General features: G+C 64.1%; 14 protein-coding genes. 5 read left to right on the forward strand and 9 right to left on the reverse strand.

Translation table 11 applies throughout. The features are described from left to right. Positions 1-51: 51 nt before the first annotated feature. Together ACTORR_RS17050 and osmE are read right to left on the reverse strand one after the other, a co-directional pair. Positions 52-582, reverse strand: coding sequence for a ferritin-like domain-containing protein (locus ACTORR_RS17050; protein ID WP_054887836.1), 531 nt, complete (start codon positions 580-582; stop codon positions 52-54). 48 nt (positions 583-630) lie between these two features. Beyond that, a complete protein-coding gene (gene osmE, locus ACTORR_RS17055; RefSeq protein ID WP_054887835.1) occupies positions 631-972 on the reverse strand; it encodes an osmotically-inducible lipoprotein OsmE in 342 nt (113 codons plus the stop codon). A gap of 123 nt (positions 973-1,095) precedes the next feature. Between osmE and ACTORR_RS17060 the strand changes: the two genes are divergently transcribed. The 3 genes from ACTORR_RS17060 to ACTORR_RS17070 all read left to right on the forward strand — a co-directional run bounded on the left by ACTORR_RS17060 (position 1,096) and on the right by ACTORR_RS17070 (position 3,491). Continuing rightward, the gene (locus ACTORR_RS17060; RefSeq protein ID WP_313364590.1) at positions 1,096-1,986 is read left to right on the forward strand and encodes a triacylglycerol lipase; all 891 of its coding nucleotides are present in this window, start codon (positions 1,096-1,098) and stop codon (positions 1,984-1,986) included. A gap of 139 nt (positions 1,987-2,125) precedes the next feature. Next, entirely contained in the window at positions 2,126-2,413 is a 288-nt protein-coding gene (locus tag ACTORR_RS17065) for a PsiF family protein (protein ID WP_054887834.1), read from the forward strand. 70 nt (positions 2,414-2,483) lie between these two features. Next, entirely contained in the window at positions 2,484-3,491 is a 1,008-nt protein-coding gene (locus ACTORR_RS17070; RefSeq protein WP_313364591.1) for an AI-2E family transporter, read from the forward strand. A 121-nt stretch (positions 3,492-3,612) separates the two neighbouring features. Here ACTORR_RS17070 and ACTORR_RS17075 read toward each other — a convergent pair whose 3' ends face one another. Further along, positions 3,613-4,884, reverse strand: coding sequence for an Hsp70 family protein (locus ACTORR_RS17075; RefSeq protein ID WP_054887832.1), 1,272 nt, complete (start codon positions 4,882-4,884; stop codon positions 3,613-3,615). A gap of 162 nt (positions 4,885-5,046) precedes the next feature. Between ACTORR_RS17075 and cbpA the strand changes: the two genes are divergently transcribed. Together cbpA and ACTORR_RS17085 are read left to right on the forward strand one after the other, a co-directional pair. After that, the gene (cbpA, locus tag ACTORR_RS17080; protein WP_099814368.1) at positions 5,047-6,015 is read left to right on the forward strand and encodes a curved DNA-binding protein; all 969 of its coding nucleotides are present in this window, start codon (positions 5,047-5,049) and stop codon (positions 6,013-6,015) included. A 2-nt stretch (positions 6,016-6,017) separates the two neighbouring features. Then, positions 6,018-6,323 (forward strand): chaperone modulator CbpM, encoded by a 306-nt coding sequence (locus ACTORR_RS17085; RefSeq protein WP_054887830.1) that lies wholly within the window; start codon positions 6,018-6,020, stop codon positions 6,321-6,323. Positions 6,324-6,449: 126 nt separating this feature from the next. On the opposite strand, the gene ACTORR_RS17090 is transcribed toward ACTORR_RS17085, so the two are convergent. The 6 genes from ACTORR_RS17090 to urtA all read right to left on the reverse strand — a co-directional run bounded on the left by ACTORR_RS17090 (position 6,450) and on the right by urtA (position 12,623). Then, positions 6,450-6,965, reverse strand: coding sequence for a GNAT family N-acetyltransferase (locus tag ACTORR_RS17090; protein WP_054887829.1), 516 nt, complete (start codon positions 6,963-6,965; stop codon positions 6,450-6,452). 31 nt (positions 6,966-6,996) lie between these two features. Next, positions 6,997-7,695: an urea ABC transporter ATP-binding subunit UrtE gene (urtE, locus tag ACTORR_RS17095; RefSeq protein WP_313364592.1), complete on the reverse strand. Its 699-nt coding sequence runs from the start codon at positions 7,693-7,695 to the stop codon at positions 6,997-6,999. A gap of 103 nt (positions 7,696-7,798) precedes the next feature. Then, entirely contained in the window at positions 7,799-8,656 is an 858-nt protein-coding gene (gene urtD, locus ACTORR_RS17100; protein WP_177332447.1) for an urea ABC transporter ATP-binding protein UrtD, read from the reverse strand. Further along, entirely contained in the window at positions 8,653-9,732 is a 1,080-nt protein-coding gene (gene urtC / locus ACTORR_RS17105) for an urea ABC transporter permease subunit UrtC (protein ID WP_441343733.1), read from the reverse strand. The genes urtD and urtC overlap by 4 nt, the downstream gene beginning before the upstream one ends. Continuing rightward, positions 9,732-11,261: an urea ABC transporter permease subunit UrtB gene (gene urtB, locus ACTORR_RS17110; RefSeq protein WP_371263274.1), complete on the reverse strand. Its 1,530-nt coding sequence runs from the start codon at positions 11,259-11,261 to the stop codon at positions 9,732-9,734. Before urtB ends, urtC begins: the two co-directional genes overlap by 1 nt. A gap of 96 nt (positions 11,262-11,357) precedes the next feature. After that, the gene (urtA, locus tag ACTORR_RS17115; protein ID WP_441343734.1) at positions 11,358-12,623 is read right to left on the reverse strand and encodes an urea ABC transporter substrate-binding protein; all 1,266 of its coding nucleotides are present in this window, start codon (positions 12,621-12,623) and stop codon (positions 11,358-11,360) included. Positions 12,624-12,754: the final 131 nt, after the last annotated feature.

A 12,754-nucleotide genomic window follows, 5' to 3' on the forward strand; every position in this document is an offset into this window, starting at 1 on the left:
CCTGTAGGAGCGGCCTTGTGTCGCGAAAGGGGCGCAAAGCGCCCCCAGCAATTACAGCCCCTGAAGCAGATCGGACATGTCGTCCGCGTGCTCTTCTTCCTGGGCCAGGATGTCCTCGAAGATCCGCCGTGTAGTCGGGTCTTTATCGCCAATGTACTGAATGATCTCGCGATAACTGTCGATCGCAATCCGCTCCGCCACCAGATCTTCCAGCACCATCTCCTTCAGCGAACTACCCGCCACATACTGCGCATGGGAATTCTTGCTGAGGTTGTCCGGGTTGAAGTCCGGCTCGCCGCCCAGCTGCACGATGCGTTCGGCCAGTTTGTCGGCATGTTCGGCTTCCTGGTTCGCATGCTCCAGGAACTCGCTGGCCGCCACGCTGGCCTTGATCCCGCTGGCCATGAAGTAATGGCGCTTGTAGCGCAGCACGCAGACCAGCTCGGTGGCCAGCGACTCGTTGAGCAGGCGCAGGATTTCCTGGCGGTCGGCGTGGTAGCCCTCGGTCACCGCCCCTTGCTCGACATGCTGACGGGCACGTTCGCGCAGGGTTTGCACATCGGTCAGTTCAACGTTGCTCATGGTTGTCTCCAAACATATCAGGTCGGGTGGTCACGGTTGGCGGGACGCTCAAGCGCCATGGGCGGCTTTGCTGTCCTCTTCTCGTTGCTTGCAAGTCTTGAAGCCCTTGGCATCGACATGGCCGGTGGCGTCGAAGCGCACGTAGTACGGCTGCTGGTGGCCGTCGCGATTGAGGATGTAGTCGTTGCAGGTCCCGCCGTGCGGCAGGTCGATCACGTTCGACGGGCTGCCGCCAATGGCGATGACCTTCTGCATGGTCATGCCGTTTTCCACCTGCTTGACCAGCGGTTCGTCGCGGAAGGTGACGTAGTCCACCGGGTTTTCCGGGCGGTTGCTGCAGCCGGCCAGCGCCGCGCTTGCCAGAAGGATTGCCAGGGTCTGCTTGTACATGGTCCCGCTCCTTGCAAAGGGTCTGTTTGGCTTGGAACCCTGCGAAGCGCCAGGAGTTCGATTGCGGTGGTCATCGAAGCGGCGCTAGTGTTGGCTGGTCGTCCACGCAAAGGAGTTCAAGCCATGCAGCAGGCGTTGGCCACGCGATACCCGTTGGTGCTGGTGCCGGGCATGCTCGGATTTGTCCGGGTGCTGCTCTATCCGTACTGGTTCGGCATCGTGCCGGCATTGCGCAAGGGCGGCGCCCAGGTGTTTCCGGTGCAGGTCTCGCCGGTGCATTCCAATGAAGTGCGCGGCGAGCAGTTACTGGCGATCATCGAAGACATCTGCCAGCGCACCGGCGCTGCCAAGGTCAACCTCATCGGCCACAGCCAGGGGGCGCTCAACGCACGCTATGCGGCGGCCAAACGGCCGGATCGGGTCGCTTCGGTCACTTCGGTGGCGGGGCCCAACCATGGCTCGGAACTGGCCGATCACCTTGAGCGCTCGGCGCCTGGGGATTCACCCCAAGGGCGCATGCTCAAGGCCGTCCTGCATGGCCTGGCGGTGTCGCTGGTATGGCTGGAAACCGGCTGGCGGCGCGACCCGCTGCCGGTCGACGTGCATGCTTCGCATCAGGCCCTGACCAGTGCCGGCGTGGCGCTGTTCAACCAGGCTTATCCACAGGGGCTGCCGGAAACCTGGGGTGGGGAAGGCGCGTATGAAGTGAATGGCGTGCGCTACTACTCCTGGTCTGGCACCTTGCAACCGGGGCTGACCGACCAGGGGCGCAACCGCTTCGACGGCAGCAGCTATTTCTGCCGGCTGTTTGCGCGCAGTTTCGTCAGGGAAAAGGGCCATTGCGACGGCATGATCGGACGCTTCAGCTCGCACCTGGGGCAGGTGATCGGCGATGACTTTCCGCTCGATCACCTGGACATCGTCAACCAGTCGCTAGGCGCGGTGGGCAAGGGGGGCGAGCCGCTGCGGCTGTTCACCGAACATGCGGCGCGGCTCAAGGCAGCCGGGCTTTAGCCGCGTACTGGCGCGGCCCGGATGGCCCCCGGCCAAGGTCATCATGAAGGCCCATCCATGCCCAGGCAAAATGTCAGAAACCTTGTCTACACTCAGGCACATGTCCGTGCATCGGGCGCGGAGACAAGGAGACCACTCCATGAAGATGCTGCACGTGCCACTGCTGGCGCTGGCTGTGCTGTTCAGTGCGCAAGGATTTGCCGCCAACACGGCGCAACAGGAAAAGATGAAAACCTGCAACGCCGACGCCACGGCCAAGGCACTCAAGGGCGATGAGCGCAAAGCGTTCATGAGCACCTGCCTGAAGAAGGACGTGCCGCAGTCGCAGCAGGAAAAGATGAAAACCTGCAACGCCGACGCCAGCACCAAGGCGCTCAAGGGTGACGAACGCAAGGCGTTCATGAGCGACTGCCTGAAGAAGAAGTGACCTGCGCCTATGCCTGTGTGCTGAAGGCTGGCAGACTGCGGGCATTTCCGCCGTCTGCCGTCGAGGCTGTATGACTTTCACCCCCCGCCAGATCACCTTGGCCAGCCTGATCATCGTCGTGGCCGGCCTGTTGCTAGCTCTGCCCCTGAAGTTGCTGCCCAGCCTGCTGGCCGGCCTGTTGGTGTTCGAGCTGGTGAACATGCTCACCCCGCGCCTGCAACCGCTGATCGCCGGGCAGCGTGCGCGCTGGCTGGCGGTGGCGCTGCTGGGGGTGCTGGTGGTCAGCGTCCTGACCCTGCTGATTGCCGGTGCCTTCAGCTTCCTGCTGCACGAGGCTGAGAACCCCGGGGCCTCGCTGGACAAGTTCATGACTTTGGTCGAGCGCGCCCGCAGCCAGCTGCCACCGTTCATCGAAGCCTACCTGCCGGCCAGTGCGGCGGAGTTCAAGGTGGCCATCGGTGACTGGATCAAGAGCCACCTGAGCGACCTGCAGCTGGTGGGCAAGGGCATGGCGCACATGTTCGTGACGCTGCTGATCGGCATGATCCTCGGCGCCATCATCGCCCTGCAGCGCATCCCCGACATTTCCCGGCGCAAGCCATTGGCTGCGGCCCTGTTCGAGCGGCTGAACCTGCTGGTGCAGGCATTTCGCAACATCGTCTTCGCGCAGATCAAGATCTCGATGCTCAACACTGCGTTCACCGGGATCTTCCTCGCCGTGGTGATGCCATTGTTCGGGGTGCACCTGCCGCTGACCAAGACACTGATCGTACTGACTTTCCTGCTCGGGCTACTGCCAGTCATTGGCAACCTGATGTCCAACACCCTGATCACCATTGTCGGCATGTCGTTGTCGATCTGGGTGGCGGCGGCGGCGCTGGGCTATCTGATCGTGATCCACAAGGTCGAGTATTTCCTCAACGCCAAGATCGTCGGTGGGCAGATCAGTGCCAAGGCCTGGGAGCTGTTACTGGCGATGCTGGTGTTCGAGGCGGCGTTCGGCTTGCCGGGGGTGGTGGCGGGGCCGGTCTATTACGCCTACCTGAAGAGTGAGCTGAAGCGGGCCGAGCTGGTCTGACAGATCGCTGGGGCCGCTTTGCGGCCCTTTCGCGACACAAGGCCGCTCCTACAAGGGAACGCGGTCACCTGTAGGAGCGGCCTTGTGTCGCGAAAGGGCTGCAAAGCCGCCCCAAAATTGCTCAGGCAGCGCCGTAGCGCTTGCGCGCCTCGATAGCCAGACCGCTACCGATGCTGCCAAAGATGTTGCCTTCCACGTGCCGCGCATTGGGCAGCATCGCCGACACGCTGTTGCGCAAGGCCGGAATACCGCTCGAACCGCCGGTGAAGAACACCGTATCCACCTGGCCCGCGCTCACGCCAGCCTTGACCAGCAACTCGGTCACACTGCCGCGCACGCGTTCCAGCAGCCCCTCGATGGCCTCCTCGAACAGCACGCGGGTCAGGTCCACACCGAGCTCGCGCTCGATACGGCTGAGGTCGACGCGGCGGCTGTCCTGCTCGGTCAGCTCGATCTTGCTGGCTTCCACTTCCATCGCCAGCCAGTGCCCGGCGCGCTCCTCGATCAGCTTGAACAGGCGATCGATGCCCAGGGTGTCCTCGATGTCGTAGCGCATGCTGCCCAGTGCCAGCTGCGACTTCTGTGAATACAGGGCGTTGATGGTGTGCCAGGTCGCCAGGTTCAGGTGGTAGCTGGTCGGCATCAGCGCGCCGCTCTTCATCCGGCTGCCGTAGCCGAACAGCGGCATCACGCCCTGCAGGCTCAGCTGCTTGTCGAAGTCGGTACCGCCAATGTGCACACCGCCAGTGGCGAGGATGTCGCTCTGGCGCTCGGCCACCCGATGGCGCTCGGGTGACAGGCGGATCAGGGTAAAGTCCGAAGTACCACCGCCGATATCAACGATGAGCACCAGTTCTTCAGCGCTGATGCCTGACTCATAGTCGAACGCTGCGGCAATCGGCTCATACTGGAACGACACGTCCTTGAAGCCGATCTTGCGCGCCACCTCGGCAAGGGTGTCCTCGGCCTCCTGGTCGGCGGCCGGGTCTTCATCGACGAAGAACACCGGGCGACCCAGCACCACCTGCTCGAATTCGCGACCGGCGGCAGCCTCGGCACGCTTTTTCAGCTCGCCGATGAACATGCCGAGCAGGTCCTTGAACGGCAGGGCGCTGCCCAGCACGCTGGTGTCGTGCTTGATCAGCTTGGAGCCCAGCAAGCTCTTGAGCGAGCGCATGAGGCGGCCTTCGTAGCCTTCCAGGTACTCCTGCAGCGCCAGGCGACCGTACACCGGGCGACGCTCCTCGATGTTGAAGAACACCACAGAGGGCAGGGTGATCTTGCCGTCTTCCAGGGCGATCAGCGACGAAGCGCCCTCGCGGTGCCAGCCGACCGTGGAGTTGGAGGTGCCGAAGTCGATGCCCAGGGCGCGGGCCGGCGATACGTCAGACATGGGAAAAGGCTTCCGGAGGCAAAACGGCCGCGCAGTGTATGCGAGTTGGCTACAGAATCAAGACCGATCGTCTGCCTTGAGGCAACTCCAAGCGCACTTGAAAGGCTATGCTTGAGCCCTATCTTCAGATGCAATACGAAAATTCACATTGGTGATCCATAGATGGACTTCAAAGACTATTACAAGATACTCGGCGTAGAGCCCACGGCGGACGAGAAGGCGATCAAGGCCGCTTACCGCAAGCTGGCGCGCAAGTATCACCCTGACGTCAGCAAGGAACGCGACGCCGAGGACAAGTTCAAGGAGGCCAACGAGGCCTACGAGGTGCTGGGTGACGCGCAGAAGCGCGCCGAGTTCGACGAAATCCGCAAGTACGGCGGCCAGCATGGCCGGCCGTTCCAGGCGCCCCCAGGCTGGCAGAGCCGTGGTGGCGCAGGTGGCGCTGGCGGTGGCTTCGAAGGCGGTGACTTCTCCGACTTCTTCAGCTCGATCTTCGGTGCTCGCGGCGGTAACCCGTTCGGTGGCGGCGGCCGGCAACAACAACGCAGTGCCGGCAGGCGGGGGCAGGACGTGGAACTTGAACTGGCGATCTTCCTGGAAGAAACCCTCAGCAAGGAATCCAAGCAGATCAGTTTCCAGGTGCCGCAGACCAATGCGGCCGGCCAGCGCACCGGGTTCACCACCAAGACCCTGAACGTGAAGATCCCTGCCGGGGTCACCGACGGCGAGCGCATCCGCCTCAAGGGCCAGGGCGCCCCGGGCGTTGGCGGTGGTGCCAACGGCGACCTGTTCCTGACCGTGCGCATGGCGCCGCATCCGCTGTTCGATGTCGAAGGCCATGACTTGATCATCACCGTGCCACTGGCGCCGTGGGAGGCTGCCCTGGGCACCAAGGTGGCGGTGCCGACCCTGACCGGCAAGATCAACCTGACCATCCGCCCCGACAGCCAGAGCGGCCAGCGCCTGCGCGTGCCGGGCATGGGCCTGGCGAACAAGCACGGCGAGCGCGGCAACCTTTACGCGCAGCTGAAAGTGGTGATGCCGCCGGCATCCGACGCTGCCACCCGTGAACTGTGGACCCAGCTTTCCGAGAAAGCGGCGTTCGACCCGAGGACACAATGGAGTAAGTGATCATGAGCAGCACCCTGATCGTTCAACTGGACATGCGTACCCTGTGTCAGGAAGCCGATATCACGGCTGACTGCGTGATCGAGATCGTCGAGCACGGCATTGTCGAACCTTCCGGGCGAACGCCGGAGGACTGGTTGTTCGACGATCAGGCGCCGCTATTGGCCAAGCGCGCGGCGAAGCTGCATCAGGAGCTGGAACTGGAGTGGGAAGGGGTGGCGCTGGCGCTGGAGCTGCTGCAAGAGGTGCAGCAGCTGCGCAGTGAGAACAGCATGCTGAGGCAGCGGCTGGGCAGGTTCACCCAGATGTGAGGTTTGCAACCCCGGCCTCTTCGCGGGCATGCCCGCTCCCACAGGTACTGCGCAGATCTCAAATCTTGTGCGATCCCTGTGGGAGCGGGCGAGCCCGCGAAGAGGCCAGCACAGCCAACATCAATCTCAGGTGGGTTCTGCCCCCGGGTTCAGCACCAGCTGCATGAAGGTCAAATCCAGCCAGCGGCCAAATTTCACCCCCACCTGCGGCATCTGCCCGGTCACCACGAAGCCCAGCCGCTCATGCAGCCGTACCGAGGCGGCATTGCCACTTTCGATGGCCGCGACCATCACATGCTTGCCACACCCACGCGCGCGCTCGATCAGCGCCGCCATCAGCACCGGGCCCAGCCCCTTGCCGCGCTGGTCACCACGCACATACACCGAGTGTTCCACGGTCAGGCGAAAACCTTCGAACGGCCGCCAGTCGCCAAAGGACGCATAACCCAGCACACCGGTGTCATCCACCGCCACCAGGATCGGATAGCCCTGCTGCGCCCGTGCTTCGAACCAGGCCTGGCGGTTGCCCAGGTCCACCGGGTTCTCGTTCCAGATCGCCGTGGTGTTACGCACGGCGTCGTTGTAGATGTCGAGGATGCCCGGCACGTCGGTGGCCAGGGCATCGCGGATTTCGTAACTCATGACAGCGTCTCGCAGGGTCGTTGGATGCAGATTAAATGGTTACCAGCCCCCGCACACCTTCGGCTTGCATGTTTTCACCGCGGCCACGCTGGATGATCTCGCCCCGGGCCATGACCAGGTACTGGTCGGCCAGTTCTTCGGCGAAGTCGTAGAATTGCTCGACCAGCAGGATCGCCATGTCGCCGCGCTCGGCCAGACGGCGGATCACCGCGCCGATTTCCTTGATCACCGAGGGCTGAATGCCTTCGGTCGGTTCGTCGAGAATGAGCAACCGCGGGCGGCTGGCCAGGGCCCGGCCAATGGCCAGTTGTTGCTGCTGGCCACCGGACAGGTCGCCGCCGCGGCGTTGCTTCATCTGCTCCAGCACCGGGAACAGTTCATAGATGAACGCGGGGACTTCGCGTGCCTCGCGGGCCGGGAAGCGCGACAGGCCCATCAGCAGGTTTTCTTCGACAGTCAGGCGCGGGAAGATCTCACGGCCCTGAGGCACGTAGGCGATTCCGGCGTGCACCCGCTGCTGGGGCTTGAGCGTGGTGATCGGCTTGCCTTCCCACTCGATGCTGCCTTCACGGGCCGGTACCAGCCCCATCAGGCAGCGCAGCAGGGTGGTCTTGCCCACGCCATTACGGCCCAACAGGCAGGTGACTTCGCCGACCTTGGCTTCGAAGGACAGGCCGCGCAGGATGTGGCTGCCGCCGTAGTACTGGTGCAGGGTGTCGATTTTCAGCATATGTAGTTCCTGACAGATCTGCTTTGCCTGTGCGGGCCTCTTCGCGGGCAAGCCCGCTCCCACAGGTACTGCGCAATCCCCTGTGGGAGCCAGGTTTCCTTGTCTAGCGGCCCAGATACACCTCGACCACCCGCTCATCCGCTTGCACCTGTTCCAGCGACCCTTCCGCCAGCACGCTGCCCTGGTGCAGCACGGTGACATGGTCGGCGATGCTGCCGACGAAGCCCATGTCATGCTCCACCACCATCAACGAATGCTTGCCGGCCAGGCCCTTGAACAGTTCGGCGGTGAACTCGGTCTCGGCATCGGTCATGCCCGCCACCGGTTCATCCAGCAGCAGCAGTTGTGGTTCCTGCACCAGCAGCATGCCGATCTCGAGGAACTGCTTCTGCCCGTGCGACAGCAGGCCCGCCTGGCGCTGGGCCAAGGGCAGCAGGCGCAGGGTGGTCAGCACGTCCTCGATGCGCTGGCGCTGTTCGCCGCTCAGGCGCGCGACCAGGCTGGCCCATACGGACTTGTCGGTCTTCAACGCCAGCTCCAGGTTCTCGAACACAGTCAGCGCCTCGAACACCGTGGGCTTCTGGAACTTGCGGCCGATGCCGGCCTGGGCGATCTGGTATTCGCTCATGCGGGTCAGGTCGAGGGTGTCGCCGAAGAAGGCGCTGCCGGTGTCAGGGCGGGTCTTGCCGGTGATCACGTCCATCATCGTGGTCTTGCCGGCGCCGTTGGGGCCGATGATGCAGCGCAGTTCACCGACGCCGATGTACAGGTTAAGTGCGTTGAGGGCCTTGAAGCCGTCGAAGCTGACGCTGATGTCCTCCAGGCTCAGTACCGTGCCGTGGCGAGTGTCGAGGCCGGCCTTGCGGCTCTGGCCCAGGCCGATCGCCTCGCGGCCGCTGCCGAGGGTGTCGAATACGGGTTCGAGCATGAATTCCGGATGCACCGGGGGCACGCCTCTCATGGCTGGCTCCTTTTCTTCAACAGGCCGACCACGCCCTTGGGCAGGTACAGGGTCACGATGATGAACAGCGCGCCGAGGAAGAACAGCCAGAACTCCGGGAAGGCCACGGTGAACCAGCTCTTCATGCCATTGACCAGGCCGGCGCCGAGCAGTGGGCCGATCAGTGTGCCGCGCCCGCCCAAGGCGATCCATACGGCCGCTTCGATGGAGTTGGTCGGCGACATTTCACTGGGGTTGATGATGCCCACCTGCGGCACGTACAGCGCACCGGCCAGGCCGCACAGCACGGCGCTGAGCACCCACACCAGCAGCTTGAAGCCACGCGGGTCGTAGCCGCAGAACATCAGGCGGTTCTCGGCATCGCGCACGGCGGTGAGCAGGCGGCCGAACTTGCTCTGGGTCAGGCGCCAGCACAGGTACAGGCTGGCCAGCAGCAGGCCGACGGTGAGCAGGAACAGCACTGCACGGGTGCCTTGCGCGGCGATGTCGAAGCCAAGGATGGTGCGGAAGCTGGTGAAGCCGTTGTTGCCACCGAAGCCCGTTTCGTTACGGAAGAACAGCAGCATGCCGGCGAAGGTCAGCGCCTGGGTCATGATCGAGAAGTACACGCCCTTGATCCGCGAGCGGAAGGCAAACCAGCCGAACACCAGTGCCAGCAACCCGGGTGCCAGCACCACCAGGCACAGGGCCCAGGCGAAGTGCTGGGTGCCGGCCCAGTACCACGGCAGTTCGGTCCAGGACAGGAAGGTCATGAACCCCGGCAGGCCGTCGCCGGCCGCCTGGCGCATCAGGTACATGCCCATGGCGTAGCCGCCGAGGGCGAAGAACAGGCCGTGGCCCAGCGACAGCAACCCGGCATAGCCCCAGACCAGGTCCAGGGCCAGGGCGACGATGGCGTAGCAGAGGATCTTGCCGACCAGGGTCAGGGTGTAGGCCGAAACTTGCAGCGAGTGATCAGCCGGCAGCAGCGACAGCAGCGGCAGGGCCACCAGCAGCAGGACGACGACCGCGCCGATGGCCAGCGACAGCCGTGGCCCGGCCTTTTGCGTAGCGGTGACAAGCAGTGGCTGGTTCATCAGTCGATTACCCGTCCCTTGAGGGCGAACAGGCCTTGCGGGCGCTTCTGGATGAACAGAATGATCAACGCAAGGATGAGGATCTTGCCGAGCACCGCACCAATCTGCGGCTCAAGCAGCTTGTTGGCGATGCCGAGGCCGAACGCTGCCCACAGGCTGCCGGCCAGCTGGCCGACGCCGCCGAGCACCACCACCAGGAACGAGTCGATGATGTAGCTCTGGCCCAGGTCCGGGCCGACGTTGCCGACCTGGCTCAAGGCCACGCCACCCAGGCCGGCGATGCCGGAACCAAGGCCGAAGGCGAGCATGTCGACACGCCCGGTGGACACACCGCAGCAGGCGGCCATGTTGCGGTTCTGAGTGACGGCGCGCACGTTCAGGCCGAGCCGCGTGCGGTTGAGCAGCAGCCAGGTGAGCAGAACCACGGCGAGAGCGAAGCCAATGATCACCAGACGGTTGTAGGGCAGCACCAGGTTGGGCAGCAGCTGGATGCCGCCCGACAGCCAGGCCGGGTTGCTGACTTCGACGTTCTGCGCGCCGAACAGCAGGCGGATGGCCTGGATCAGGATCAGGCTGATGCCCCAGGTCGCCAGCAGGGTTTCCAGCGGGCGGCCGTAGAGGTGGCGGATCACCGTGCGCTCCAGAGCCATGCCGACCCCGGCGCTGACCGCGAAGGCCACCGGCAGGGCGATCAGTGGATAGAACTCGATGGCACCGGGGGCATAACGCTGCAGCAGCACCTGGACCATGTAGGTGCTGTAGGCGCCGAGCATGAGCATCTCGCCGTGGGCCATGTTGATCACCCCGAGCAGGCCGAAGGTGATCGCCAGGCCCAGCGCGGCCAGCAGCAGGATCGAGCCCAGCGACAGGCCGCTGAAGGCCTGGCCAAGCAGTTCGCCGACCAGCAGCTTGCGCTTGACCTGGGCCAGGCTGGTTTCGGCTGCGGTGCGCACGCCCGGGTCGCTTTCTGCGCCGGGTTGCAGCAGGGCTTCGAGGCGGGTGCGGGCCAGCGGGTCACCGGTTTCGCCGAGCAGGCGCACCGCAGCCAGGCGCACGGCCGGCTCGCTGGCGCCCAGTTGCAGGTTGGCCAGGGCCAGGCCGAGGGCGGCGTGCACGGCGGCGTCTGGCTCGCTGGCGAAGCGCCGGTCGAGGAAGGCCATCTGTGCCGGTTGCGCGCTCTTTTGCAATTGTTGCGCGGCGGCCAGGCGGGTGGCGCTGTTGTCGCTGAGCAACTGGTGGCTGGCCAGGGCGTTGTCGATCAGGCCGCGCAGGCGGTTGTTCAGGCGCACCTTGCGTGTGTCATCGGCGGCGATGCGGCCCTGGCGTAGGTTGTCCAGCAGCGGCAGGCGTGCGGCGTCGGGTTGCGCCGCCCAGCTTTCGAGCAGGCGGGCTTGCTCGGCGGGCTTGGCGGTGAGGAAGAATTCGCCCTCGCTGGCCTGGGTTGCCAGAGGGATCAGCAGGAACAGGGTGAGCAGCAGTCTGAGCATGCGGGTAATCCTGAAAAACGGCGGTGGATTCTTCGCGGGCATGCCCGCTCCCACAGGTACTGTGCAGGTCTTGAACACTGCATAACCCCTGTGGGAGCGGGCGAGCCCGCGAATGGGCTGCAGAGCAGCCCCATGCACTCAGTTACCTTTCACTGCATAGTCCGGCCGTTTGTCATTGCCCGGAATGAACGGGCTCCAAGGCTGTGCCCGCAGCGGCTGCTCGGTCTCCCAGACCACGCTGAACTGCCCGTCATCCTGGATCTCGCCGATCATCACCGGCTTGTGCAGGTGGTGGTTGGTCTTGTCCATGGTCAGGGTAAAGCCCGACGGCGCCTTGAAGGTCTGCCCCGCCAGTGCCTCGCGCACCTTGTCGACATCGGTAGACTTGGCCTTCTCGGCGGCCTGTGCCCACATATGGATGCCCACGTAGGTGGCTTCCATCGGGTCGTTGGTCACGGCCTTGTCTGCCCCCGGCAGGCCCTTGGCCTTGGCGTAGGCCTTCCAGTCGGCGACGAACTTCTGGTTGACCGGGTTATCCACCGATTCGAAGTAGCTCCACGCCGCCAGGTGGCCTACCAGCGGCTTGGTGTCGATGCCGCGCAGTTCCTCTTCACCCACCGAGAATGCCACCACCGGCACCTCGGTGGCTTTCAGGCCCTGATTGGCCAGTTCCTTGTAGAACGGCACGTTGGAGTCGCCGTTGACGGTAGAGATAACCGCCGTCTTGCCGCCGGCGGAGAACTTCTTGATGTTGGCGACGATGGTCTGGTAATCGGCGTGACCAAATGGGGTGTAGACCTCTTCGATGTCCTTGTCGGCCACACCCTTGCTGTGCAGGTAGGCGCGCAAGATCTTGTTGGTAGTGCGCGGGTAGACATAGTCGGTGCCCAGCAGGAAGAAGCGCTTGGCGCTGCCGCCATCCTCGCTCATCAGGTATTCCACGGCCGGAATGGCCTGCTGGTTGGGCGCGGCGCCGGTGTAGAACACGTTCGGCGACATCTCTTCGCCCTCGTACTGCACCGGGTAGAACAGCAGGCCGTTGAGCTCCTCGAACACCGGCAGCACCGATTTGCGCGACACCGAGGTCCAGCAGCCGAACACCACCGCGACCTTGTCCTGGGTCAGCAGTTGGCGGCTCTTTTCAGCGAACAGCGGCCAATTGGAAGCCGGATCTACCACCACCGGTTCGAGCAGCTTGCCGTTCACACCGCCCTTGGCGTTGATCTCGTCGATGGTCATCAGCGCCATGTCCTTGAGCGAGGTCTCGGAAATCGCCATGGTCCCGGACAGCGAATGCAGGATGCCGACCTTGATGGTTTCGGCGGCCTGGATGCTCCAGCTCAGGCCCATGGCGGCAATGGATGCGCTGAGGGTAAAGGCCTTGATCAGACTGCGACGCTTCATGTGCTCTCTCCGCTGAGTGTTTTTATGGTGTTGGCCAAGCGGGGAGGGGCGTTGCAAGGGGTGTGCCTAGTGGCGAAAGCGGCGGGATAGAGGGGGTGTGCGAGGTGTTGGGGCGTTTGTCCGGGCCAGGT

Origin of the sequence: Pseudomonas sp. SAR267, from assembly GCF_052077595.1 — a bacterium.
GTDB lineage: Bacteria > Pseudomonadota > Gammaproteobacteria > Pseudomonadales > Pseudomonadaceae > Aquipseudomonas > Aquipseudomonas vlassakiae.

What these genes read in the sequence shown, in the direction of transcription:
- ACTORR_RS17050 (WP_054887836.1), bottom strand. Translation starts at nt 582, where the DNA reads ATGAGCAACGTTGAACTGACCGATGTGCAAACCCTGCGCGAACGTGCC.
- urtD (WP_177332447.1), bottom strand. Translation starts at nt 8,656, where the DNA reads ATGAGAGGCGTGCCCCCGGTGCATCCGGAATTCATGCTCGAACCCGTA.
- ACTORR_RS17090 (WP_054887829.1), bottom strand. Translation starts at nt 6,965, where the DNA reads ATGAGTTACGAAATCCGCGATGCCCTGGCCACCGACGTGCCGGGCATC.
- urtE (WP_313364592.1), bottom strand. Translation starts at nt 7,695, where the DNA reads ATGCTGAAAATCGACACCCTGCACCAGTACTACGGCGGCAGCCACATC.
- urtA (WP_441343734.1), bottom strand. Translation starts at nt 12,623, where the DNA reads ATGAAGCGTCGCAGTCTGATCAAGGCCTTTACCCTCAGCGCATCCATT.
- osmE (WP_054887835.1), bottom strand. Translation starts at nt 972, where the DNA reads ATGTACAAGCAGACCCTGGCAATCCTTCTGGCAAGCGCGGCGCTGGCC.
- ACTORR_RS17075 (WP_054887832.1), bottom strand. Translation starts at nt 4,884, where the DNA reads ATGTCTGACGTATCGCCGGCCCGCGCCCTGGGCATCGACTTCGGCACC.
- urtC (WP_441343733.1), bottom strand. Translation starts at nt 9,732, where the DNA reads ATGAACCAGCCACTGCTTGTCACCGCTACGCAAAAGGCCGGGCCACGG.
- ACTORR_RS17070 (WP_313364591.1), top strand. Translation starts at nt 2,484, where the DNA reads ATGACTTTCACCCCCCGCCAGATCACCTTGGCCAGCCTGATCATCGTC.
- ACTORR_RS17065 (WP_054887834.1), top strand. Translation starts at nt 2,126, where the DNA reads ATGAAGATGCTGCACGTGCCACTGCTGGCGCTGGCTGTGCTGTTCAGT.
- urtB (WP_371263274.1), bottom strand. Translation starts at nt 11,261, where the DNA reads ATGCCCGCGAAGAATCCACCGCCGTTTTTCAGGATTACCCGCATGCTC.
- cbpA (WP_099814368.1), top strand. Translation starts at nt 5,047, where the DNA reads ATGGACTTCAAAGACTATTACAAGATACTCGGCGTAGAGCCCACGGCG.
- ACTORR_RS17060 (WP_313364590.1), top strand. Translation starts at nt 1,096, where the DNA reads ATGCAGCAGGCGTTGGCCACGCGATACCCGTTGGTGCTGGTGCCGGGC.
- ACTORR_RS17085 (WP_054887830.1), top strand. Translation starts at nt 6,018, where the DNA reads ATGAGCAGCACCCTGATCGTTCAACTGGACATGCGTACCCTGTGTCAG.